23 protein-coding genes are annotated in these 24,349 nt (G+C 54.1%); 20 read left to right on the forward strand and 3 right to left on the reverse strand.

Translation table 11 applies throughout. From position 1 onward, the window contains the following. Window positions 1-52 precede the first annotated feature (52 nt). Both BN2684_RS13815 and BN2684_RS13820 read left to right on the forward strand, forming a co-directional pair. Complete coding sequence (locus BN2684_RS13815) at window positions 53-772, forward strand: hypothetical protein (protein ID WP_058302763.1); 720 nt, start codon at window positions 53-55, stop codon at window positions 770-772. 14 nt (window positions 773-786) lie between these two features. Next, on the forward strand, window positions 787-2,190 hold the full coding sequence (locus BN2684_RS13820; protein WP_058302764.1) for a zinc ribbon domain-containing protein: 1,404 nt from the start codon (window positions 787-789) through the stop codon (window positions 2,188-2,190). 91 nt (window positions 2,191-2,281) lie between these two features. Here the strand turns inward: BN2684_RS13820 and BN2684_RS13825 are convergent, their stop codons facing one another. After that, the gene (locus tag BN2684_RS13825; RefSeq protein WP_058302765.1) at window positions 2,282-2,893 is read right to left on the reverse strand and encodes a superoxide dismutase; all 612 of its coding nucleotides are present in this window, start codon (window positions 2,891-2,893) and stop codon (window positions 2,282-2,284) included. Window positions 2,894-3,343: 450 nt separating this feature from the next. Between BN2684_RS13825 and BN2684_RS13830 the strand changes: the two genes are divergently transcribed. The 10 genes from BN2684_RS13830 (at window position 3,344) to BN2684_RS13875 (ending at window position 12,190) form a co-directional block, all read left to right on the forward strand. Further along, the gene (locus BN2684_RS13830) at window positions 3,344-3,772 is read left to right on the forward strand and encodes a GNAT family N-acetyltransferase (protein ID WP_058302766.1); all 429 of its coding nucleotides are present in this window, start codon (window positions 3,344-3,346) and stop codon (window positions 3,770-3,772) included. Window positions 3,773-3,870: 98 nt separating this feature from the next. Next, window positions 3,871-4,425 carry a DUF402 domain-containing protein gene (locus BN2684_RS13835; RefSeq protein WP_058302767.1) on the forward strand — a complete coding sequence of 185 codons (555 nt, stop codon included), beginning with the start codon at window positions 3,871-3,873 and terminating at the stop codon, window positions 4,423-4,425. Then, entirely contained in the window at window positions 4,422-4,865 is a 444-nt protein-coding gene (gene rnhA / locus BN2684_RS13840; RefSeq protein ID WP_058302768.1) for a ribonuclease HI, read from the forward strand. Before BN2684_RS13835 ends, rnhA begins: the two co-directional genes overlap by 4 nt. An 18-nt stretch (window positions 4,866-4,883) precedes the next feature. After that, on the forward strand, window positions 4,884-5,129 hold the full coding sequence (locus tag BN2684_RS24545; RefSeq protein WP_058302769.1) for a hypothetical protein: 246 nt from the start codon (window positions 4,884-4,886) through the stop codon (window positions 5,127-5,129). Between the two features lie 174 nt (window positions 5,130-5,303). Further along, window positions 5,304-6,644, forward strand: coding sequence for a tRNA epoxyqueuosine(34) reductase QueG (queG, locus tag BN2684_RS13850; RefSeq protein ID WP_234340242.1), 1,341 nt, complete (start codon window positions 5,304-5,306; stop codon window positions 6,642-6,644). Between the two features lie 50 nt (window positions 6,645-6,694). Further along, on the forward strand, window positions 6,695-7,723 hold the full coding sequence (locus BN2684_RS13855; protein WP_058302770.1) for an HD-GYP domain-containing protein: 1,029 nt from the start codon (window positions 6,695-6,697) through the stop codon (window positions 7,721-7,723). 237 nt (window positions 7,724-7,960) lie between these two features. After that, window positions 7,961-8,218: a YneF family protein gene (locus BN2684_RS13860; RefSeq protein ID WP_058304550.1), complete on the forward strand. Its 258-nt coding sequence runs from the start codon at window positions 7,961-7,963 to the stop codon at window positions 8,216-8,218. 64 nt (window positions 8,219-8,282) lie between these two features. Continuing rightward, window positions 8,283-8,846: a GTP cyclohydrolase I FolE gene (folE, locus tag BN2684_RS13865; protein ID WP_392389014.1), complete on the forward strand. Its 564-nt coding sequence runs from the start codon at window positions 8,283-8,285 to the stop codon at window positions 8,844-8,846. 363 nt (window positions 8,847-9,209) lie between these two features. Further along, on the forward strand, window positions 9,210-9,914 hold the full coding sequence (locus BN2684_RS13870) for an ABC transporter ATP-binding protein (RefSeq protein WP_058302772.1): 705 nt from the start codon (window positions 9,210-9,212) through the stop codon (window positions 9,912-9,914). Beyond that, entirely contained in the window at window positions 9,914-12,190 is a 2,277-nt protein-coding gene (locus tag BN2684_RS13875) for an ABC transporter permease (RefSeq protein WP_058302773.1), read from the forward strand. The genes BN2684_RS13870 and BN2684_RS13875 overlap by 1 nt, the downstream gene beginning before the upstream one ends. Before the next feature lie 65 nt (window positions 12,191-12,255). Here the strand turns inward: BN2684_RS13875 and BN2684_RS13880 are convergent, their stop codons facing one another. After that, a complete protein-coding gene (locus BN2684_RS13880; protein WP_058302774.1) occupies window positions 12,256-13,470 on the reverse strand; it encodes a superoxide dismutase in 1,215 nt (404 codons plus the stop codon). Between the two features lie 165 nt (window positions 13,471-13,635). Here BN2684_RS13880 and BN2684_RS13885 point away from each other — a divergent pair, with 165 nt between their 5' ends. From BN2684_RS13885 to BN2684_RS13900, 4 genes are all read left to right on the forward strand, one after another. After that, the gene (locus tag BN2684_RS13885) at window positions 13,636-14,388 is read left to right on the forward strand and encodes an IclR family transcriptional regulator (protein ID WP_058302775.1); all 753 of its coding nucleotides are present in this window, start codon (window positions 13,636-13,638) and stop codon (window positions 14,386-14,388) included. A 326-nt stretch (window positions 14,389-14,714) separates the two neighbouring features. After that, a complete protein-coding gene (locus BN2684_RS13890) occupies window positions 14,715-15,497 on the forward strand; it encodes a basic amino acid ABC transporter substrate-binding protein (RefSeq protein ID WP_058302776.1) in 783 nt (260 codons plus the stop codon). A gap of 103 nt (window positions 15,498-15,600) precedes the next feature. Then, complete coding sequence (locus BN2684_RS13895) at window positions 15,601-16,254, forward strand: amino acid ABC transporter permease (RefSeq protein WP_058302777.1); 654 nt, start codon at window positions 15,601-15,603, stop codon at window positions 16,252-16,254. A 15-nt stretch (window positions 16,255-16,269) separates the two neighbouring features. Then, window positions 16,270-16,992, forward strand: coding sequence for an amino acid ABC transporter ATP-binding protein (locus BN2684_RS13900; protein ID WP_058304551.1), 723 nt, complete (start codon window positions 16,270-16,272; stop codon window positions 16,990-16,992). Window positions 16,993-17,171: 179 nt separating this feature from the next. Here the strand turns inward: BN2684_RS13900 and BN2684_RS13905 are convergent, their stop codons facing one another. Continuing rightward, window positions 17,172-19,508: a helix-turn-helix domain-containing protein gene (locus BN2684_RS13905; protein WP_082651968.1), complete on the reverse strand. Its 2,337-nt coding sequence runs from the start codon at window positions 19,506-19,508 to the stop codon at window positions 17,172-17,174. Window positions 19,509-19,746: 238 nt separating this feature from the next. On the opposite strand from BN2684_RS13905, the gene BN2684_RS13910 reads away from it, so the two are divergent. The 4 genes from BN2684_RS13910 (at window position 19,747) to BN2684_RS13925 (ending at window position 24,344) form a co-directional block, all read left to right on the forward strand. Next, window positions 19,747-20,685 (forward strand): ABC transporter permease, encoded by a 939-nt coding sequence (locus BN2684_RS13910; RefSeq protein ID WP_058302779.1) that lies wholly within the window; start codon window positions 19,747-19,749, stop codon window positions 20,683-20,685. Window positions 20,686-20,695: 10 nt separating this feature from the next. Beyond that, on the forward strand, window positions 20,696-21,574 hold the full coding sequence (locus BN2684_RS13915; protein WP_058302780.1) for a carbohydrate ABC transporter permease: 879 nt from the start codon (window positions 20,696-20,698) through the stop codon (window positions 21,572-21,574). 72 nt (window positions 21,575-21,646) lie between these two features. Then, window positions 21,647-23,197: an extracellular solute-binding protein gene (locus BN2684_RS13920; protein ID WP_058302781.1), complete on the forward strand. Its 1,551-nt coding sequence runs from the start codon at window positions 21,647-21,649 to the stop codon at window positions 23,195-23,197. An 82-nt stretch (window positions 23,198-23,279) separates the two neighbouring features. After that, window positions 23,280-24,344 carry a glycoside hydrolase family 130 protein gene (locus tag BN2684_RS13925; protein WP_058302782.1) on the forward strand — a complete coding sequence of 355 codons (1,065 nt, stop codon included), beginning with the start codon at window positions 23,280-23,282 and terminating at the stop codon, window positions 24,342-24,344. Window positions 24,345-24,349 lie beyond the last annotated feature (5 nt).

Genomic DNA, 24,349 nt, shown 5'->3' on the forward strand with positions numbered 1-24,349 from the left:
AGGCGAAATGACATAGGCATTTCGTACGAATGATCAAAGGAGGAGAATGATAATGGCTTTTTGCACCCAATGCGGCATTGCTCTTGAGGAGGGCGTGCAGCATGATTGCCCGGCAGCTCAGAATCAGCCTGAGGTTTTACAAAGCGGTTTTTCCCGGCAGTCGATTCAAATCGACAAGAACGCTCTGCTCTTGCTAGTAAAGAACCCGCAAGCCGCATTATCGCTTGATCCTGCCAAGGACAAGATTTACGGAATCATCGGACTCGGAGCATCGCTGCTCGGCTTTTTCCTGTGGGGCTTGATGCTGAAGCTTAAGCTCATTTGGGCGTACGATGATCAAGACGGGCTGCTGGGTGATTTCCTCGGAAACACGGTGAAAAAGATGCCGATTGCGTCCCATCTGCTCCTGCTTGGAATTCTCTCGCTTGCTGCGTTTATCGTCCTTCTCTGGTTTTTCGGTAATGGGAAGGGAACGGCGAAGCGAAGCTTGATGGATGCGGCCATTTATCTGGGGGCCATGCAGCTGCTGTCCGGCGCAGGGTTCGTCGTTGCTGGAGTTGTCGCTCTGGTTTGGGTTCCGGGTTCCTCGGTCATTGTCGGTATTTTCCTGCTTCTGACCTTGCTGATGACGACCGCCGCCGCACTCGATTTGTTTGCGGTCCCTTCCGATAAACGTCTGGTCGTGCTCGGCGGGTTTGCCGCCGTGTATGCAATCGTAATTTTAATTTCGATCAATCTGCTCATCAAGGACTTTGGAAATGTCCTGCTGTAAACGGAGGGAAAATCATGTTTTGTGGAAATTGCGGGCACCCCGCTCAGAAAGGCGATAAGTACTGCGCGAGTTGCGGGACGGCTCTGGCAAGCCGCGCTGTTCCTGCTGCGGCATCGCCTTTCGGTTCGAAAGCAGCAAAGCGGCAAGAGCCTCGCAAGCCCCTGTCACGCAGAGCTCAAATCATCTTAGCCTCGGCAGCAGGCGTTTTGCTCCTGGCGGGAGCTTCTTATGGAATCGCTCATTTCACCTATGGACCCTCCACACCCCAAAAGCTGCTGGTAAAGGCCAGTAAAGCCGTTAAAGCGGGAGATGCGAACGCTCTTTCAGCCTTGCTGGATCCGGACCAATCGGAGCTGAGGACAGCGGGCGCGCTCGCCGCTTTTCAAAAAACGCTGGGTGAATCGGATGTGAAGGACTACTATTTAGATGAGCTTGAGGATGCCGCTGAAGCCGCTAAAAGCAAAATCAGCCTTTTTGGTGGACTGATCGATGGGGCTGGAGACATCTCTTTCGATAAGCAGAAATCCTGGAGAGGCACCCGATGGTACTTCACGGTCCAACCGGCTGAGCTGTCTTTTGTCGGACAAGAGGGACTCCAAGTAGAAGGGCAGCTAGACGTTGGGGATGTAAAGCCTGTCGATGGCGCATTCAAAGGGTTGTGGCCCTCGATCTATGGGTATACGGCCGTTGTCAGCAATCACTATGCCAAGGAAGAGGTAAAAGGCTCCGCCAACCTGCTAATTAGATTAAACAGGGAGATAAATCCGGCTTACGACATGAAGACCTCGCTCAATCTGCGAATGCCTGAAGAAGAGGGGGTTACCGTAACGTTGAACGGCAAGGAACTGCCCTCCGACAACGGTTATGTCCGTCTATCTCCCGCTCCCGAAAAGGCGGCCTTCATGGTGAAGGCGACCGTTCTCGGTACCGATTTTCAGGAGAGCCTGGAGGTGAATACGAAGGAGAAGCCGGATGTCGATTTGAACGGACTCCTAAATGGGCAGATGGCTGAAATCGCCCTGGAGACGGCTTATCAGGGGGCGTTATCCTGGACCGAAGCCTTCAATCGCGGCAATCCGTCTCTCTTGAAAGCGGCGGATCCCGCATCCTCTTATTCGAAAAATGCCGCGGGTGACATTTCCCAACCTGCAGAAAATGCGATTCATCTGGTGAAGGTCCTGGTAGATCCAGACAGCATCGAATGGGACGGAGATACCTTGCAGATCAGCGTCAGAGAGATGTACCGTTTCGATAATCCTCCCGACTCCTGGTTTGGGACTCAGGAAGTCACCAAAGATTATTCCTATACGATGAAAAAGGCAGGAGACGGAACCGGGTGGTGGCTCGATTCTTACAGCTCCACTTGGTTTGATGACAGCCATGCCATCTCCAAGGATCAAGCCGGGACCTCCACCTGACCCGGGAAACGTTCGTCCTCATAAACCGAAATCATGCATAAGAAAAGCGCGAACCGAATGAACGGTTCGCGCTTCTTGCTGTCTCGTAAGCTTATTTCGTTGCGGCGTAGCGTTTGTTGACTTCGTCCCAGTTGACGAGATTCCAGAACGCGCCGATGTAGTCCGGGCGTTTGTTTTGGTATTTCAAGTAGTAAGCATGTTCCCATACGTCAAGGCCGAGAACCGGAGTTTTGCCTTCGCTCAGCGGAGTATCTTGGTTCGGCGTGCTCGTAATCGACAGCTTACCGGCTTTGTCCACGACGAGCCATGCCCAACCGCTGCCGAAACGCGTCGTAGCTGCTTTGGCGAAGTCTTCCTTGAACTTGGCGTAGCCGCCCAGCTCGGCGTCGATGGCTGCCGCGATGGCTCCAGTCGGTTCGCCGCCGCCATTCGGGCTGAGGACTTGCCAGAACAGGGAGTGGTTGGCGTGGCCGCCGCCGTTGTTGCGGACAGCGGTGCGAATGGCTTCCGGAACGGAATCCAGATCGGCAACCAGCTCTTCCACGGTTTTATTTTGCAGCTCCGGTGCGCTTTCGAGAGCGGCATTCAGGTTGTTGACATACGTAGCGTGATGGCGGTCATGGTGGATTTCCATGGTCTTTTCATCGAAATGCGGTTCCAGTGCGTTGTTCGAATAAGGAAGCGACGGTAATTGATGTGCCATTTGAGTATCCCTCCAGGTATGTAAAATTTGGAATTGAATCTATCCATGGCTTTATTATAAACAATTTTACGGAGTGTTGCAAAAATCATTGACAAGTAGGAAAGCCGTTAAATTCCTTGTCGAATTGCAATCGTTTTTTTGCTTGATGAGAAGGGGATCTTGCTCAATAATAAGAGAGGACAGGATGGACGGAAGCCCGTAGGTAGGCGGTTTATTGGGAATGCACGAAGCTGTGTTTTTACAGGACAAGGAATCATTATACAGAATCCAGGACAATCTGGAAAAAGTAAGAAAAATGATGAAAGCGGTTTAAATAAAGCGTTTTCAGAAGAAAAACGGTGAAAAGTTAATGAAATTTAAAAATTTCATCCCAAAACAGAAGTAATTTGCGCATTTTTGTCGTAATATATAGGAGGTACCGTATCTCAAATCTTCTAGGGAGAGACCTTCATGATCATTCGTTCTTTTCGGCTGTCGGACTATCTTGTTGTAAACCGACTGCTGGCTGAAGCCCTGACCGAAGCCTGCTATGAAGAAACAAACCACGCGCTTGCCCGGCAATTGTCCTATGACAGCGAGCTCGTTCTGGTGGCAGAGGAAGGCGAAGACCTCCTGGGAATTATCATCGGCACGATCGACAACAACCAAGGCTATTATTACCGCCTGGCTGTCGACCCGCTTCACCGCCGCAAAGGTATCGGCAAAGAACTGATCCGCACCTTGGAAAAACGCTTCATTCACCGAAATGTAAGCGATATTCTGATCGCGGTGGACGAGCACGGTGAAGAACAGGAGTTGTTCGTATTCGATGCGGTAAGGTACTTTAACCGCTTCTTGCCGAAGGGAAGAATGGCGCTCAGCATCGCAAGCATGAATTGACCGGCTTGTTACCCTTTAAAGCATATCGGACGCCCGTTGGCGTGTCGGTGTGCTTTTCTTGTATACTGGAGCAAAGAGAGAGAAAGAGGACGGTTGCGATGAACGATACCGACGTTGTTGTCATCAAAAGCTTTAAACATAACGGCCATCTTCACCGCATGTGGCTGGAGAATCGCCGGGTTCCGGATCACTTGCTGCATCCCGAACATGCGGCTCAGAATATGGTCGTCACCGTCAACTGCCGCACCAAGATCGTCGAAGCGGCGGGAAGCGAGTGGTTCAGCCGCAGTCCCGGCGTTACCTTTTTCATTCCCGGGATGTGGTATAACATCGTGGCGCTCATTGAGAACGGAGGAGTCCGGTATTACTGCAACGTCGCCTCTCCGCCTTATATGTACGGCAATGTCATCACCTATATCGACTATGACCTGGATTTGATCGTAACGCCTAGCGGCGAACGCATTCTCGTGGATCAGGATGAATACGAGCGCCACAAGCAGAGCTATCATTATTCTTCTATCGTGGAAAAGAAAGTCCGAGAAGGGCTCAAGCAGCTCACCGAGAGGGCGGACAAGAAGCGGGCTCCCTTCGACAGCGAGCAGGTGCTGGCTTATTACGACTGGTGGCGGAAAGAGTGGGGAGACGAAGCATGAAAGAGATCATCGTCTATACCGATGGAGCATGCTCCGGCAATCCGGGTCCCGGCGGCTGGGGGGCAATTTTGTTTTACGGCGAGCATCAGCTGGAGATGTCCGGAGGAGAGGCTCATACGACCAACAATCGCATGGAGCTGCTCTCTGTCATTGAAGCGCTGTCCAAGCTAAAGGAGCCGTGCAAGGTGAAGGTGCACAGCGACTCGGCCTACCTGGTCAACTGCTTCCAGCAGGGCTGGTACCGCGGTTGGCAGAAGAACGGCTGGCTGAACAGCAAAAAGCAGCCCGTGGAAAACCAGGATTTGTGGAAACGGCTGCTTGCGCTAAAAGAGATCCATCAGCTCGAGTTCGCGAAGGTGAAGGGCCACGCCGACGATCGGTGGAACAACCGATGTGACGAGCTGGCCCGCGCCGCCGCAAAGAGCGCTGCCGCTCGGTAGCGAACGGCGCTGAAAGCCTTGAAAGCCTTGAAAGCCTTGAAAGCCTTGAAAGCCTTGAAAGCCTTGAAAGCCTTGAAAGCCTTGAAAGCCTTGAAAGCCTTGAAAGCCTTGAAAGCCTTGAAAGCCTTGAAAGCCTTGAACTCAGTTGCTTCCGCGACCAAAAGCTTGCTACTTAAGCTTGCGGTTGAGTGGTTGCGCGAAAATGTTGCAGAAAATGCAACATTTCGGGTGAAAATGGGTAAGCGATCGAGAAATCTTGCATAAAATGCATGATTTCTGGCTGATTTTGGCTTTATTGAACGAAAATGTTGCCTTTTATGCAACATTTAAACGTTTTAGCCTTGCTAGAGTAGGAAAATGATGCACAAAATGCAACATTTTCGAGTGATAGGGATAAGATCCGTCCGGTCAGCACCCGCGCGGCGTATCGCCTGCGGATTGGCAACACCCGGGCGGCTTATCGCCTACGGATTGGCAGCATCCGCGCGACGTATCACCTGCTGCTGGACAAGCATGCTGCAGTACCGTCCTTGTTCCGGACGGCTGCTTATTATAGGAAAGGAGGCGAGACCAATCGCCGACCAGCTCACCTTAGACGCGCCTGCCGGAGATTGGCTTCGCCTCAAGCAAGAGATCAAGGCTGCTGCCCCCGGTATGGGCATCGACAAAATCGGCTTCGCCTCAGCCGATCCTTTTCTCACGCTGAAGGATCGGCTGGTGAAGCGGCGCGAGCGGAGCTTCGAGTGCGGCTTCGAGGAGAAGGACATCGACAAGCGCACGCATCCGGAGCTGCTGTTCGATGGCCCGCGGTCGATCCTGGCCATCGCCGTAGCTTATCCGTCCAAGCTGTCCGACCCGCCCCGATCGGCTCCCGGTGTGACCCGCGGCATCATGGCCCGATCCGCCTGGGGCGACGATTACCATACCGTGCTGCGCGATCGGCTGCGCAAGCTGGAGGCCTTCATCCGGGAGCGGGTGCCCGAGGCCCGGATGGAGAGCATGGTCGACACCGGGGCTCTCGTCGATCGGGAGGTAGCCGTGCGCGCCGGTATCGGCTTCAGCGGCAAGAATGGCTCGGTCATCACGCCGGAGTTCGGATCGTACGTGTACTTGGGCGAGATGATCAGCAACCTGCCTTTCGAGCCGGATGTGCCGGTAACGGAGGGATGCGGCGATTGCACCCTATGCCTCGACGCTTGTCCGACATCCGCATTCGCCGCTCCCTTCGTGCTTGACGCCAATCGCTGCATCTCCTTCCTCACCCAGTCGAAGGAGGAGATTCCCGACGAGCTTAAGGAGAAGATGGGCAACCGGCTCTACGGCTGCGATACTTGTCAGGTCGTCTGTCCGAAGAACAAAGGGATGAATTGGACCCATCACGAGGAGTTCAAGCCCGACCCGGAGACGGTGAAGCCGCTGCTCGCGCCGCTTCTCACCATTGGCAACCGTGAGTTCAAGGAACGGTTCGGCTCGGGAGCCGCCGCTTGGCGCGGGAAGAAGCCGATTCAACGCAACGCGATCATCGGCTTGGGTAAATTCCGCGACAAGGAGGCCGTTCCGCTCCTTGAGCGCGTATTGGCCGAGGATCCTCGGCCCGACATTCGTTCGACCGCCGCATGGGCGCTCGGACAAATCGGCGGAGAGGAAGCTGCCGAAGCGCTGTCCGCGGCCAGCCTCGGCGATCCCGAGGGGGCGGTGCGTGTGAAAGCTGCAGAAGTTCTAGCTGCGGTTCGCGAGAAAGTAATGCGTTCCTCTCAAGCTGACGATACAATAGTATAAACCCTGTACGGCAGGGACAGACAGTCAACCTTTGATCCGGGTGGTGCCTCATGAAATATGTAAGTCTCGATACCGTTGAACCCGGTCAGTTTTTGGGGAAAACGATTTTCGCCGGCAGCGGCGCCGTGCTCCTCGCGGAAGGGGTCCAACTGACCGTTTTTATGATCAATACTTTACGCCGTATCGGCGTATCCATGCTGTACATCCATGATCCTCTCTTCGAGGATGCGGTTTCGGAAGACCCTGTATCCGAGGAGAACAAGCGTCTCGTCATGCACCGGATGGGGGAAGCGCTGGAAGCGATCCGCTCCGGCAAGGATTTCTCCAGCAAAGCCGTCAGCATCAGCATCGACCGGCTTCTGGAGGATATCTCCCACAACCAGGAGGTCCTGCTCCAGCTCTCGGACATTCGCACCCACGACAATGCCCAATTCGTCCACGCGTTAAATGTTGCGACCATCAGCGCGCTGATCGGGGTGAATCTGGGCTACAGTCAGGTTCAACTGAAGGAGCTCACGATCGGCGCGCTTCTCCATGATATCGGCAAGGTGGAGTCCATCACCGACGATGCCTCCGCCGATCCGAAGCGGCATCATACGTGGCGCGGTTTTGAGCTGCTCAAGAGCAAGCGGGAGTTCAGTTTGCTGATCGCGCATGTCGCCTTCCAGCATCACGAACGTCCGGACGGTCTCGGGATTCCGCGCAGCTTGACCGATGACCAGATTCACCCCTATGCCAAGATTGTCAAAGTCGCCAACACTTATGACAATCTGCTCTACAATGAAAGCGGAGAGCGCATGCTTCCACATGAAGCGTGCGAGCAGATGATGGCCATGGCGGGAAGCGAGCTCGATCATGAAGCGCTCGTCCAGTTCACACGCATCGTGTCCATCTATCCGACCGGTATCTCGGTTCGCCTGTCCTCGAAGGAGGTCGGCGTAGTGGTCGGGCAGCACCGCGGCTTGCCCGGACGTCCAGTCGTACGCGTCATCCGTCAGGAATTTGACGGCGAAGTGGAGGTCAAGGAAGTGGACCTGGCGAAGCACACCACCTTGTTCGTCGAATCGGTTCAGCAGTGACTTCATCAGGTGGGGTTAACCCGCTTGTCAGCCGTGGTTTGGATTTGCACACACGGTCTAGCACGCCGTCAGCCTGGATCGTGCGGATCCGATGCGGCGTTAATCGGGATGAGAAGTGGTGCGATAACCACGGGTTTTGAGTTGGCATCGAACTAGCAAAAGCGGTTTGTACGCCTCTCAAGGACATGGTATCATGGAGAAGATTTTGATTATTTGAACGAGGTGAAAGCAGAACGTATGAACAATGTATGGGATTGGCTGATTCCCACCCTCACCCTGATCGTCGGCCTGATCGCCGGCTTCGTCATCGGGGTCTATTACCTGAAGAGACAGATGGAAAAGATGCAGAGCGATCCGGACATGCTGCAAAAGATGGCCAAGCAGATGGGGTATAACATGAACCGCCAGCAGCTTGCGAAGGCTCAGCAGATGATGAAGCAGCAAGGGAAAAATCCGGGCATGAAGCCGCCGGGCAAAAACGGCAAATTCAGATAAATTCGGGTTAGACCCGGAAGTTGAGGGGGAGAGCGTCATTCTTTCGAAGCAGCTTCGCAACGAATTGGTGGAAGAGAACCGGGAGAAGATTGAGGAGCATGTCCGCGAGATCCTCCGGCTTATCGGGGAAGATCCGGATCGAGAAGGGCTGCGGGAGACGCCGGCCCGCGTCACCCGAATGTATGAGGAAATTTTCGCTGGCTACGGCAAAAATTACGAGGACATCCTCGGTGTGACCTTCGACGAGCGGCATGAAGAGCTGGTCGTGGTGAAGGACATCGTCTATTACAGTCAATGCGAGCATCATATGGCGCCGTTCTTCGGGAAGGTTCACATCGGTTATATTCCGAGCGGCAAGATCGCGGGACTTAGCAAATTCGCCCGTCTCGTCGATGCGGTGACGAGCCGTTTGCAAGTGCAGGAGCGGATTACGTCCGAGCTCGCCGATATCATCATGCAGGTGCTCAAGCCTCAAGGCGTGATCGTCGTCGTGGAGGGCGAGCATCTGTGCATGTGCTCGCGAGGCGTCAAGAAGTACGGCAGCAAAACCGTCACATCCGGGGTCCGTGGGATTTTCCGGCGGGATGTCGCGCTTCGAACGGAATTCATGTCGCTGATTAAGGAATAAACGAAATCTTCGCTAATCGAAGATAGGACCGGTAACGGCCAATAGACCAAGAATACCCTTGTACGGGAAGCAGGAAGGCATTCGCCTCAACCTGATCAGACCCGTCGCAAGGGTGTTTTTGTCGTTGATGGATGCGGTTTGGTTTGGGTAAATCTTCGGCGGACAAATCAACAATCATTAAGATGATCGGCTTCTTCACCACGCTGTAATCCAAATCGGAATCTGTTCTAATAGGTAGTCCGCTTGATGGGAACAAGGAATGTGAAAAAAAGTTCATGTACTTATTGACGGTCGCTGTTGTTTCTTGATAGCATGAACATATGAATAATCAATCATATTTCAAGAAAAGAGAGGGGATTCCTCTTGCAACCGATCATTGAGTTCCTTCACGTCACGAGGGAGTATCGTCTGGGAGAAGAGACGCTTCGCGCTGTCGATGATGTGAGCTTTTCCATCCAAGAAGGGGATTTTGTCGTCATTCTCGGCCCGAGCGGAGCGGGCAAATCGACCGTTCTCAACTTGCTCGGGGGGATGGATCGAGCATCAAGCGGAGAGATCCGGATCAAGGGACAGAACATTGCGGGGTATTCGGAGCAACAATTGACCAGGTACCGGGCGGAGAACGTCGGTTTTGTCTTTCAGTTTTACAACTTGATTCCGACCTTGACCGCATGGGAAAATGTCGCCTTGACCAAGGAGGTCATCAGGAATGCGCTCGATGCAGACGAAGTGCTGGGCTCGGTAGGGCTTGCGTCGCATCGCGATCAATTTCCTTCCCAGCTCTCGGGAGGGCAGCAGCAGCGCGTAGCGATCGCCCGAGCCATCTGCAAAAATCCGACGATGCTCCTCTGCGATGAACCGACGGGAGCGCTAGATTCTGAGACGGGGACGATCATCCTCACCCTGCTGCAGAAGCTGAGCCGGGAAGGGAGGAAAACCGTCATTATCGTGACGCACAACACTTCTCTGGCTAAAGCGGCCGATAAAGTGATCCGAATCCGCAATGGGAAAGTGCAGGCTGTCGAGATCAATGAAACGCCTCTGAACGTCAGCGAGGTGAAGGAATGATGCTTCTGCGGAAAATGCTGCGTGATATGCACCGCGGCAAGATGCAGTTCGTCTCCATCTTTCTCATGTCCTTTCTCGGGGTATTCATTTTTACCGGCATCGGAGGAGAATGGTACGGGTTGAAGATGGCGTCGGACGACTTCTACCGCGATACCAATCTGGCGGATGTATGGCTCTATGGTCAAGGATTCTCTCGGAAGGATGCGGAAGCGGTGAAGGCAGTCGGCGGCGTCACCGAGGTCGAACCGCGGCTTTCCGTGAAGACGGTAGGAGAGCAGTTTGACAACAAACCCGTGATCGCTCTGATCGTGATTCGGGACAATACGATTTCAAAGCCGGAACGAATCCGGGGAGTTGCCTTTTCAACTGCCGAAGATGGGGTTTGGCTAAGCGACCGGTTTGCCGAGGCGAAAGGCCTGCAGCCGGGCGACTCCCTGACCTTGTCGTATGAGGGGACGACCCTGACGAAGATCATCAAGGGAACGGTCATGAGTCCGGAGTCGGTATACTCGTCGGGCAATGGAGACCTGTCCCCGAATTTCGGCAATTTCGGTTACGCCTATCTGCCAGCGAATTCGCTCCCGCATGAAGGAGAGCTGCCCGCAACGGAGCTGCTTGTGGACACGAAGCGAACGGATGACGCAGCGCTGGAGAAGGAAATCGCCGACGCTCTCGGAGGGAAGTATAGCGTATACCTGCCACGAACAAGCTTGGAGAGCTACGCCCAGTTCCAGAATGAAATCAAACAGCATCAAGCGATGGGCTCGGTGTTACCCATTGCTTTCCTCGCCATTGCTCTCCTCACGATTCTCACCACGATGACCCGCATGGTCAGCATCCAGCGTATTCAAATCGGGACGCTCAAGGCGATCGGCTTCTCCAAGCGATCCATTCTGCTGCATTATGTTTCCTATGGGTTCTGGTTATCCCTTATCGGTTCTCTTCTTGGTGCTTTATTGGGTCCCTTGACCTTACCGCGTTTGTTTTATCCCTCCATGTCGGCCTTTTACACCCTCCCACGCTGGGAGCCGGCACAATCTCCGCTCTTCTACGGTATGGCGTTGATGACCGTGCTGGTCAGCACGCTAACGACCTATTTCGCTTGCCGGGAGCTCCTTCAAGGCACGACAGCGGAAGCGCTGCGGCCGAAGGCTCCGCTCCCTGTGAAGCGAGGATGGCTTGAGAAGGCTGCTGTATGGGGGAAAGTCGGCTTTAACACCCGGTGGAACATCCGCGACATGAGCCGCAGCCGCATACGCTCGTTGATGGCGGTTGTCGGAGTCCTCAGCTGCATGGCGCTGCTCGTCTGTGCCTTCGGCATGCGGGACAGCATGAACGATGTGAAGACATGGCAATACGATGAGATCAACCGCTTCACGGCGCAATTGACCGTCGAAGAGAAAGCGACGCCGGAGCAGATTGCGGCAGTGCAAACGGCGGTGAGCGGGGAAGCGATCATGGAGAGTCCGGTCGAACTGAGAGTGAAGGGAGTCAAAAGCTCCGGACTCGCATCGATCACCGATCAGGTGACTCTTCTCGGAGCGACCGATCCTTCCCGAAACGAAATGAAGCTCCCTGCGGACGGGATATCCATTAGCTATAAGCTGGCCAAGAAGTTGAATGTCCGGATGGGCGATGAGATTGAATGGCATTTGTACGGCCAGGAAAAATGGAATACCGCAAAGATCGCAGCAATCTACCGAACGCCTGTCGCGCAAGGTATCACGATGTCCCGCGCCTTTTATGAGCAGCAGGGCAGTGATTTTCGTCCTACCGCCCTGCTTACGGCCGAACAGGTCGATAGAGCCTATCTGGGCATCGCTTCCGTATGGTCAAAGTCCGATTTGATCGATGGTTGGGATCAGATGACCGATTCCATAAACATCATGGTGGTTCTGCTGATTTTCTTCGCGGTGCTGCTTGCGATAGTCGTCCTCTATAATCTAGGTTTGTTGTCCTTCACGGAGAAGGAACGAGAGCTGGCTACGCTGAAGGTGATTGGCTTTTCCTCCAGATGGATTCGCGGCTTGCTGCTGACCCAGAATATCTGGTTGTCCGTTCTTGGCATTCTGCTCGGCATTCCAGCGGGTATCGGCTTGTTGGCCTTGATGATCCATACAGCGGGAGACTCCTTCGATATGATGATCGTCATTCAGGGGAAAACCTATTTGCTCAGCATACTCCTTACCCTGATCGTCTCGGTGACGGTTAACCGGATGTTTTCCAGGAAAATCCGGAGTGTGGACATGGTCGGATCGCTGAAGGGCGTTGATTAACACACCCTAGGAGAAGCAAAGAGGAAGCCGGCCCGGGAGGGGGAGCTTCCTCTCTTTCCTTCTATTCAATACGGATACCATTTGACTTGGCGAGCAGCGATGAACCGCTCGTTCACATGCGGCCAATTTACGAGATTCCACCACGCCTGAACGTATTTGGCCCGTTCGTTCTGGTACTTCAAGTAATAAGCGTGCTCCCAGACATCGAGGGCGAGTAGGGGGATGACGTCCCATTGGGATAGATTCTGATGCTTCTCCGCCTGCAGGATTTCCAACCGGTGGCTTCGAGGACTCCAGACGAGGATGGCCCACCCGCCGCCTTCCACCTTTTCCGCCGCTTGGGTGAAATGCTTCTTGAAGGCATCGAAGCTGCCGAAATCCCGATCGATCTGCGCGGCGATCGGCCCGCTCGGCTTGCCGCCGCCCTTCGGACTCATGATGTTCCAGAAGAGGGTGTGAAGGTAATGCCCCGCCCCGTTGAAGGCGGCTTCCCGTTCCCAATGCTTAATGAGGGAGAAGTCTCCCGATTCGCGGGCTTTCTTCATCTCCAGCTCGGCTTTGTTAAGTCCATCCACGTAGGCTTTGTGATGGATGTCGTGATGCAGCTGCATCGTTTTCGTATCGATATGTGGTTCGAGAGCGTTGTATGGATACGGAAGCGGGGGAAGGGTATGGCCGCCGATGGGGACAGGAGGCTGATCCGGGATGGGCGGACGCGACCAGAGCCCTTCATTGGTGGCGATAGCGGCATCCAGCACTTCTTGTGAAATCCCGTTCCGGTCCACGGCGCTGCGGAAGCCGGTTTCCTCCCGCTCCGATTCCTCCAAGAGCGCGGGGAGGTAGGGCTCCAAAGCGTCGGCATACAATGCGGACTCGTTCACGATCTGGCGGATCGTCAAGACAGCCGGATTCTCGGCGGAATAAGAGGGCCGGTCGCTTTCCTCCCGGTCGATGCCGGACGCCTGCTCGAGATGGGATATTAACTCGCGGGATTGAAGCAAGGAGATGGATAACAGGTCTGAGATGGGCAACAGGTAATCAGATGGTGAGGGCCGCAATTCTTGAGTGGGGGGGAGCTGTTCCCTCTTGATGAGTTGAGCCGCCGCCAGCTCCGTCCGTTCGAGCACTTTCTCCCAATGGTCCAGCCATTCGGTAACTTCCGGAGCAGGTTCGGCTGCAAGTGACCGCACGATTCGGACATGCTCCTTCTCCCGGGCCTTCCAGGTACGAATCGTTTCCAGCAAGTAGAGCGGGGGAAGCACCCCGTAGCTCTCCGACATCAGATACAACTCCTCTCCAGATCGATAGGATTCATCCTTTTAACTTTATTCGATGTCTTCCAATCCTATGAAAAACGAGGAAATTTCCTTGGCGGTGCCGATCGTTCTGGTTTATACTAAGCGTAACAAGGTTTCACTCTTTGAAACGAGAGGCGGGATGCCGAAATGGCTACGGAAGATTCCAAATTGACCGTGCGGGCAGTGGAGCGGGCTCTCGATCTTTTGCTGTGCTTTACAGACGACAGCGATCTCAGCTTGACGGAGCTGTCTGGGCGAGTTGGTCTACATAAGAGCACCGTCCATCGTCTACTGGCTTCCCTGGAGGGGAAGGGCTTCGTTCGGCGGGACCCGGCATCGGAGAGATATCGGCTCGGGTATCGAATGTGGGAATTGTCCGCCAATCTGTCGCAGGATGATGAGCCGGCCGTGATTCTCCTGCCGGAGATGGAGCGGCTGCGCGATCTCTTGGGAGAGACGGTAAGCCTCTATGTCCGGGATGGTCTGGAGCGAATCCGCGTTCAAGCGGTTCAGAGCAGCCAGGCGATTCGCAGGGTTGCGCCGGTCGGAGCGCGGCTGCCGCTTCATGTGGGAGCATCGGGGAAGGTTCTCGTCGCTTTCGGAGCGGCCGAGCTGCGGCAGGAGCTTCTGGCATCGGAGGTTTGGTCCGATGCGGGACAGCGCGAGGCCTTCGAGCGGCAGCTGGAGGAGACGAAGCGGGCGGGCTATGCGACCAGCCTGGAGGAACGCGAAACAGGTGCTGCAGCGGTTGCGGCTCCGATCTTCAATCGAGCCCACCGCATGGTGGCGGCTCTCGCCGTATCGGGGCCAATTAATCGGCTGTCGGCGGACAAGATGGGCGAGGATGCGGCGTTCATCATGGAAGCAGCCAAGCGGATGGGCAAGATGCTTAAGCCCTAGTCAAGCGGTGAGCGCCGCGACAGCGCAATCGAATCAGAATAAGCTTCGCGACGATTAGCGGGCAAGTCACAAGATCGGACAAACAAATGTCATCGATTGTGACTTGCTCGTTTCGATTTATATAAAATCCTGCTCGAACAAGTGGTGTTGCGCCTCTAATAGAACCAAGTGTTAGAAGAAATGCACCTTTTATTCTTCAATTCGGTAGTGAAATGACGTCATCTTACCTGACAATTCATGAAATTTTCCATTGTCCTTTCTCCGTAATGCTGGTAAAATCACAATAATGATTTCGCTATGATAAGCGCGGAGGGGAGCCGAAGACAATGAAAAAGGTAGTCATGTTAGCTTTTGCAGGTTTGATGGCACTATCGGTTACGGCTTGTGGGAAGAGTGGATCGGGAGATGTGTACAAAATCGCGACCGATGCCAACTATGCTCCGATGGAGAGCATGGACAAGGACAAGATCGTCGGCTTTGACGTTGATTTTTTCGACGCGGTCATGAAGCAAGCCGGACTCAAGTACAAATTGACCAATACCGGATGGGATCCGATGCTCGATACCGTGAGCAAGGGGGACTATGACGCGGGTCTTTCCTCCGTATCGATCACGGACGAACGCAAGGAGACCTATGATTTTTCTGTTCCTTATTTTGAATCGACGAACATGATCCTCGTCAAAGAAGGCAGCGACATCAAGAGCGCGCTCGACCTGAAGGGCAAGAAGGTCGCCGTACAAAGCTCGACCACGGCCGATACGCTGATGAGCGACATCATGGGAGCGACGAACTTGGATTTGAAGAAATTCGAATCCAACACGCTCGCATTCCTGGAGCTGGACAAAGGCGGAGTGGACGCCGCGGTTGCGGACATCGCCATCGTGAAGGAATACGCCAAGAACAACCCGAACAAGAAGTTCGTTACCATTGAAGACAAGGCGAACTTTGGAGCGGAATTCTACGGCATCCTCTACCCGAAGGGCAGCGAGCTGAAGGCGAAGCTCGATCCGGCGATCAAGGCGGTTATCGAGAATGGCAAGTACGCGGAAATCTACAAGAAGTGGTTCGGTGAAGAGCCGAATACGGCAGTCCTCCTGAATGCCAAGTAAGCAGGTCGTCCGCTGCTAGCCCACGGAGAACCGATTCTCCGGCCATCGATCAGATAAAGCCCCGCCTCGGAAGCGGGGCTTTTGCAAAGGAAGGAAGAGCATCATGTTCAGCGATTTCCGCTTTGACATCATCCTTGATTATGCGCCTCTGCTGCTCAAAGGCGCGCTGCTCACCATCGGCTTATCAGCGGCATCCATTCTGCTCGGTTCGATCCTCGGGCTCGGAGTGGGCTTCGCCAAGATGTCCCGAAGGTGGTTCCTGCGCTGGCCAGCCCTATGCTATGTGAACTTCTTCCGGGGGACTCCGTTGTACGTTCAGATTCTGATGGTCCACTTCGGTCTCGTCCCCTTCTTCCTTGGCTCGACGAACTCGATCGTCGCGGCGATCGCAGCCCTTTCCCTTAATTCGGCGGCCTATTCGGCGGAAATTTTCCGCGCTGGCATCCAGTCGATCGACAAAGGGCAGACGGAGGCGGCTTTGTCCCTCGGCTTGAACCCGAGACAAACGATGCGGCATATCATTCTGCCGCAGGCGATCAAGCGGATGATTCCCGCCTTCGGCAACGAGTTCATCATGCTGGTGAAGGATTCCTCGCTCATCGCCATCGTGGCTGCGCCGGAGATCATGTATTGGGCCAATGCCATGCGCGGTCAGTACATGCGCATCTGGGAGCCGTATCTCGCGGCTTCGCTGATCTATTTCATCCTCACTTACTCCCTCAATAAGCTGCTTGGCTTTATCGAAAGGAGGGTGTGAGTGATGGAAGAAGCGATCATTCAAGTGCGCAACCTGGCAAAGGCCTTTGGGAGCAATGTAGTGCTGCAGGATATCAACGTGAACGTCAAGCCGAGCGAAGTCGTTGTCGTCATCGGCCCTTCCGGGTCCGGCAAATCGACGTTCCTGCGCTGCTTGAACCTGCTGGAGCAGCCGAACAGCGGAGAGATCATCATCGACGGCCAGTCCCTGATGGACAAGAAGACCAGCATCACCGAGATCCGTTCCGAGGTCGGCATGGTGTTCCAGCAGTTCAACCTGTTCCCTCATAAGAAAGTCATCGACAACATCATCCTGGCCCCGATGCTCGTTCGCAAATGGCCGGAGGATAAAGCCCGCGCCAAGGCGTTAGAGCTGCTCGACAAGGTAGGCTTGGCGGACAAGGCCGATGCTTATCCGCCTTCGCTCTCTGGCGGACAAGCGCAACGGGTCGCCATCGCTCGCGCACTCGCCATGGAGCCGAAGATCATGCTCTTCGACGAACCAACCTCGGCGCTCGACCCTGAGATGGTCGGCGAGGTGCTCGGCGTCATGCAGCAGCTTGCCCGCGAGGGCATGACAATGGTCGTTGTCACCCATGAAATGGGCTTCGCCCGCGAAGTGGGCGACCGCGTCTTGTTCATGGAGCAGGGCTTCGTTGTGGAGGAGGGGCCGCCCGACGCAGTGTTTGGAAGCCCGAAGCAAGAACGCACTCGCGCCTTCCTGTCGAAGGTGCTATAACAGAATAAAGCTGCCGATTCGAGTCCAGAAGTGAGGGACTCGAATCGGCAGCTTTTTTATGGTCAGGCCGAAATCAGCCCTCCAGAACCACTCTCTTTCCGGAGGAGGGGGCACATGTTCGACGAAGCCATCTGCAACCGAGCAGATGGCTTCGTTTTTCATTTCAACTGAACTTATCTTTAAACCACTTTATTCATCTTTCTATACATCGCCGGAGTCACGCCATATCTCTTCTTGAACGCGACATAGAACGTGTTTAAGGAAGTGAAGCCGTACTTCTGGATGATGGGCTCGATCGGATCATCGCTCGACAGCAGCTCTGCGCAGATGATATGCAGACGCTTCTCGGAGATCGTCTCCGTGATGGAGCGATTGGTCTCCAGCTTATACAGGTTTCGCAAATAGTTGATCGAGAGCCCGAGCTCATCCGCAAGCATCTTCGTGGTCAGATTGGGATCGGTCAACTGGGCATCGATCATGTTGTCGACTTCCTTCACCAGGCTGGCTTTCTTGGAGCCGCTGTGTGCGGCGGATATGGCCTCCAAGGTTTGGAGAGTCGTGGTCTTCATCCAGTCTCCGACCGTTTCCAGAGTTTCCAGCTTGATGATTTGATTCTCCACCGAGGTCAGCCCCCATGAGCTGGACAGGATCACCTGCGGAATGGCGACTTGGAAGGAGCGGCGAACGAGCATGAAAAAGGTGATGAAGGACATCTTCGATTCAAAATAAGGTCTTTCGCCAAGCAGAGCGAGCGAGGAAACGATCAGCTTCATGAGCGCTTCGGCATCCTCTTTTTGAATGGCTTGGATGATTTGCCTTTCCAACTCGATTGGCAGGTTATAGAGCTGATCCGGGTTCCGGTTGATTTGGTCTTCCTTCACCAAAGCTCCATGGCCCAGCCGGAACCTCTCCTGAGTCATTTCATAGGCCGTCAGATAGCCCTCATGAAGCTCCGCCAAGCTTTCGATGGATCCGCCGCATGCGACCGTCGTCCCGATGGACAAGTACTGCCGGACAAGCTGTTGAGACTCCTTCAGGTTATCGGCATAGCGGGCCGCTGATTCACCCTTCTCCACCGGCAGCAAAACGGCGACATGATCCGTTCCCATGTCCACGGCCAGAATGCCCTTCGGGAAGAGAGGGACAAGCGATTCTTCGATAATATTGGACATCGCGAACCGCAACAAGCGCCGGTCTTTCTCGGAGTAGTTTTGCACGAAAGCGGGAAACCGATCGATCCGGAAGATCGCGATGGACAAGTTCTCCTCCGGAATGTTGATTTCGAGCTTGCGGTAGGACTCACGCGCTTCCGCAATCGATTGTGTAAGCCCTCCCAAAAGCTCGCGTAAAATTCGCTCCCGTGCGATGAACTTGTGCTCTCTTCCAAATTCGGTCAGTTCATTGATCTTTTCATACTGGGAGACGAACACGTTGGACAAATAAGCGAGCTCATCGGATTCTCTCTGTTCGTCTTGCTTTTCCGCATGATGCTGCCGCATGACGTTCTGCACGAGCTCCTGGATCGGAGAATAGACCCTTCTGGACAGGAGAACGATGACCCCGAGCGAGACGAAGAAGAGGCAGACAAACAGGAGGAGAGTCAAGTTCCTCAGAAAGTCGACCTTGCCCAAGATCAGTGATTTCGGTGTCGTTTCAAAAAAACGCCAGGTTTGAATGCCGCTGATGGACGTGTGGGTATAGACCATCATTTGCTCTGGGCCGTTACTCGGCTTGTATAACCGCCAGCCGCTTGTGCTTGTGCCGTCCTTGCCCGCGCCGCTGATTTCCCGGATCTGCTCGTCATTCAATCGAACCGTGCTGAAGACCAGCTCATTCTTGTCGTTAAGGACGAAAAGGTCGGTCTCCGGAGAGCTTCCGTTATTTTCGAGAAGGGTCATGATGCTGTCGGCATCCACATTCAGCACAAAGGCCGAGATCGATTTGCCGGTTTCGTAAGGGACGATGGCAGTAATGACCCTCTTGTCTTTTGCGGAGCTCAATGGAAGATGAATGGTCCGGGGAATCAGGAACACCCCGTCCGTTATCTTGCGGCTGCGAAGCCGATCAAGCACTTCCTGATCGTAAAAGTCATCAAAGGTCGTTAAGCCGAGCCGGGAATCGATGACGCTGCGGGTATAGTCGTTGATCAAATAAACCGAATCGATGGAGGGATTGCCGTTCTTCACATTCATTAACCGGGTCCATACCGTATAAGTTTCGAAATCGGAGTGCTCCTCGGACAAGGCGTAGGATTCCATTTGACCGTCCGAGCTGGAAGAGTAAGCGTAATTCATGGACCATTCCATGAGCTGTGTCGTGTTTTTGGCGCCATTGATCAGTTGGGATTCCGAATGATCCCCAATCTCGCCCAGCAAGGTCTTGGCGTACAACCCGTACAGGGCAACGAAAGAAATGGCCAACACAAAGACATTGGCGCTGACAAAATAAATGATGAGCTTCATGAAGGTCGTGCGCTGCTTCATCGTTTTCCACCGGGATTGTTTAAGTAATGCCATTGTGGAGGTCCCCCGATTGTCTATATACGTGTGTTTGCAGAACTCATTGTAGCATAGAAGCGCTTTCCGTAAAGCCACTTTGATGGTTCCTGCAAGTGTGATGCTTTTGGGAAATCGGCGGATTTATGCATGTAGGAAGCATCGTTACATGCTGAAATTGCGGGGGAAGCTGGAGCTTGCTATGGTGTTGTCAGACGAAAGGCCATCACGAAATCAATTGACGAGGGGGTAGCAAGACATGCAACAGGTCCAAAGAAGGGGGATGCGCTACAAGCTGAAACAGATTGCGCGGAGTCCTTTTCTATATGGGATGGCGTTACCGGGGCTGCTGTTTTTTCTTGTATTCAGTTATTTTCCGATCTACGGCATTATGATCGCGTTTAAGGATTACGACTATTCGCTCGGCATCACGGGAAGCAAATGGGTGGGATTCAAAAACTTCAATTATTTCTTTACGTCGAACGATTTCTGGGTGATCCTGCGCAACACGCTGCTTCTGAACGTTTTGTTCATCGTGTTTACAACGGCGGCAGCTGTTCTGATCGCGCTCATGTTTAATGAAATCCGCAACAAATACTTCAAGCGCATCTCGCAATCGCTCATCTTTCTCCCCTACTTTATGTCCTGGATTGTCATCGGGATGCTGGTCCAGTCGTTCTTCGGCGGCGAGCAGCCTCCGGTGAACACCTGGCTGCAGAACCTGGGCATTGCGCCGGTGAACTGGATGTTTGAGCCTCACATCTGGCCATGGCTGCTGACCGTCATCCGGGTATGGCAGGGAGCCGGCTATCTGTCGATCATCTTCCTGGCTGCGATAACGGGCATCTCCGAAGAGCTATATGAAGCGGCGCGCATTGACGGGGCCTCTAAGATGCAGATCATGATGAAGATCACCCTGCCGCTGCTCGTTCCTACCATTTCAATCATGACGCTTCTCTCGGTAGGCCGGATCTTTAACGGAGACTTCGCGATGATCTATGCCATTATCGGAGATAACTCACTCTTGTATCCGACAACGGATGTCATCGACACCTTCGTCTTCCGCTCGATGAGACAGCTTCACGACTTCGGGATGTCCTCAGCGGTAGGCTTGTTCCAATCGGTGATGGGATTGATCTTCGTCATCGGCGCCAACGCGATTACCCGCAAGATGTCCAAAGAATCTGCTTTGTTCTAGGAGGGAAACCATGAGAGAGACTACGTCTGACCGGGCCTTTACCGCGATGGCTTATGTGATTCTGAGCTTGTTCACGCTGTTCTGCATCGTTCCTTTTCTGCTCATGATCATCGGCTCCTTCACTCAAGAGAGCGAACTCATCGTGAACGGATACAGCTTGTTCCCGAAGCACTTCTCCACGGCGGCTTATGAAGCTCTGCTCCATTCCAGCGCGCTGTCGCAGGGGTATCAAATTACGATTCTCATCACGATTATCGGTACGCTCTCTGCACTGACGATTTCGGCGATGCTTGCTTATTCGATCTCCAACAAGCGCAATGTGCTGAAAACGCCGCTTCTGCTCTTCTGCTACCTGCCCATGCTATTCTCGGGAGGGATCATTCCCTTCTACATCGTGGTCAGCCAGTGGCTGCACCTGCAGAACAGCATCTGGGCACTGATCCTGCCGCTGCTCTGCCAGCCGTTCCTGGTTTTCCTTCTGGTCAGCTTCTTCCGGACGGTACCGGAGGAACTGGAAGAAGCGGCGCGGATCGACGGCGCCAATGAGATGAGGGTGTTCTTCCAGATCATCCTCCCGATCTCCAAGCCGATTCTCGCTTCCGTAGGCTTGTTCTACGCGCTAAACTATTGGAACGACTGGTTTATGGGACTCATGTTCGTCGACAACGAAAAGCTGTTCCCGCTGCAGCTGATCCTGCGCCGGATGGTCTCCAACATGGAAGCGGCGAAGAATCTGATTCCGGCTTCTGCGGCGATCTCGACGCAGGCTCCCACCTATGGCGTGAGGATGGCAACCACTGTGCTCACGATCGGACCGATCATTCTGCTGTATCCGATGTTGCAGAAATATTTTGTCAAAGGCTTGACGGTCGGCGCAGTAAAAGGATGAATGCCAATTGCAGCTATATCCGGGAAACCGGTTATCGCATAGAAGCCTTACACATTTGAGGAGGGTTATGAAATGGCTCGAAACAAAATGATCAGCACCGTTTTGGCCGGAGGACTATCGATGTCTTTGCTGCTGACGGGATGCGGGGGAGGCGGAAGCAGCGCTTCCCCGAGCGCCTCGGACGCTAACGCGACGAACAGTGCGAGTCCCGCCGCCACATCGACGGCACCGAAGGAAGTTGTGGAGCTGAAGGCGTATTTCCCGGGAGATAAGCCTTCCGGTTTCGAAGATGTTCTGAAAGCGGTTAATGACAAATTAAAAGCAGATAACGTAGGCGCTTCCTTAAACATCAACTTCCTCCCCTGGTCGGACTACGGCAACTCGGTATCGGTCAAGATGTCGGCAGGCGAAGCCTTCGATATGTACCTGGACGCTCCGTGGCTCTCGATGTCGCAGATGATTGCGAGCGGTTCCATCATTCCGCTGGACGACTTGGTTGCAGCGCGTAAGGAACTGAAGGAATCGATTCCGGATCAAATGTGGGAATCCAACAAATTCGGCGGCAAGATCATGGGGATTCCGCTCGGAACGACCCAGGGACCGATGAACGGTTTCCTGATCCGCAAGGACCTGCGTGAGAAATACGGCATGTCGGAGCTGAAGACGGTTGCCGATGTCGAGAAGTTCCTTTATACCGTGAAGGAAAAGGAAACGACGATCAAGCCCTTTGTTATCGACGGTCGCAAAGCGGATAAACTGGCCCTTATCTTTAACGATAACGTAAACACGAGCAAGGACAGCGACCTGGAAACCACCGTCTCGATGTTCTACTATTCCTTGACGGATAAGAAGGTAGTTGGGGCCTGGGATAATGCGTCTCTGAACCAGCCACTGGAACGGGTGACGAAGTATTACAAGGACGGCATCCTGTCCAAGAATATCGCCCAGGAGCAAAATGCTCAAACTTTGTTCAACCAAGGGAAGTATGCAGCTACGTACTATACGGCTGACGGAGTGGAAGGGCTGAAGTACCTGGATGCCATGAAAAACGAAGGCGTTCAGCTGGAAGCCGTAATTCCGAACAGTGATGATGCCGCCAAACCGTATTCCACATTCCAACAATGGAACTTCCTTTCGATCCCCAAAGCTTCTAAGCATGCCGATCTGGTCATGGACGTAGCCAACTGGCTTTCGATCAAAGAAAATCATGACCTTCTGGAATACGGCATCGAAGGAAAGGATTGGGAAGCTGTTGGCGATACCAGCTACAAGGCGCTATCCAACTATTCCTTCCCGGGTTACGTGCTGACCTGGCGTCCGGGCCTCGTGCGCACCCCCGACAACATGCTGCCGGACGACAAAGCATTCTTTGAAAAAGCGAGCAAATCCGATAGCTTTACGCTCAGCCCGATCGCCGGCTTCAGCTTCAATGCGGAGCAGGTGAAGACGGAATACGCCAAGACCACGCCGTTCTTCGACTCCGTCTTCCTGCCGCTCGTTCAAGGCGTCCTTCCGGCTGACACCGGCAAGAAAACGCTGAAAGACAAGGTCATGGGAGTCGGCGGCCAAAAGGTCATCGACGAGATTCAAAAGCAAATCGACGCGATTGTAGCCGGAAACTAACCATTTGGCAGAAGCATGGGCCGGTTCAAGAAGCACTGCCGGCCCTGTTTTTTCCTGACAACAAGAGGAAAGAGGAGATAGCATGCCAGTCGTACGCAGTGAATGCAATCCGGTGGTGAAGACCGCCGACGTTAAGCCGTCCCGCCCCGATTTCAAAGTGCTCGGAGCCTTCAATGCCGGAGTAGCTACTTACGGGGATGAAACCATTCTTCTGCTTCGGGTAGCCGAAGCGCCGGTATCCGATCGCGATGACGAAATCCTCATTCCCAAGCTGAATGAAGGGACGGGCGAAGTCGAGCTCGTCCGGGTATCGTTGAATGATCCGAGATACAGCTTTGCGGATTCCCGCTTTGTCGCGGAGAATGGGCAAATGGTTATGCTCACCTCGATGTCCCATCTTCGTGTCGCGCGGAGCAAGGACGGCTATCATTTTACGGTGGAGGATACTCCCGCCCTCTTCCCGCAGACCGCCCTGGAAGCCTGGGGAATCGAAGACCCGCGCGTCACTCAGATCGGAGACAAGTATTACATCACCTACAGTGCGGCATCGGTCCGTGGAGTCGGCGTCGGCCTAGCGGAGACGAGCGACTTCCGCACGTTCAAGCGGCACGGGATCATGATGGCGCCCGAGAACAAGGATGTCATGCTGTTCCCGGAGAAGATCGGGGACAACTACTTTGCTCTCACTCGTCCGGTTCCCCATTCCTTCGGAGCTCCGGAGATGTGGATCGCCGAATCACCGGATCTCAAGCATTGGGGTAATCACCGCTTCCTGATGGGGCTCCGTCAACAGTCCTGGGATGGCGGACGGATGGGCGGAGGCGCGGTGCCGATTCGTACAGATCGCGGCTGGCTCGCCCTGTACCACGGGGCGGATACCAAGCACCGCTACTGCATGGGAGCCGTACTGCTCGATCTTGACGATCCGGGCAAGGTGGTGGCGCGGTCGACGCGTCCCTTCATGGAGCCGGAAGCGGATTATGAGGTGAACGGCTTCTTCGGTGGAGTCGTGTTCTCCTGCGGCGCTCTGCTGATCGGAGATACCATCCGTATGTATTATGGAGCTGCCGACGAAGTGATGGCAGTGGCGGATATTCCGCTGGCCGAGATTTTCGATACGTTGTCCTACGAAGAACCGTTGGTTTAAGTTTC

Origin of the sequence: Gorillibacterium timonense (assembly GCF_001457415.1) — a bacterium.
In the GTDB taxonomy this organism is placed as follows: Bacteria; Bacillota; Bacilli; order Paenibacillales; family NBRC-103111; genus Gorillibacterium; species Gorillibacterium timonense.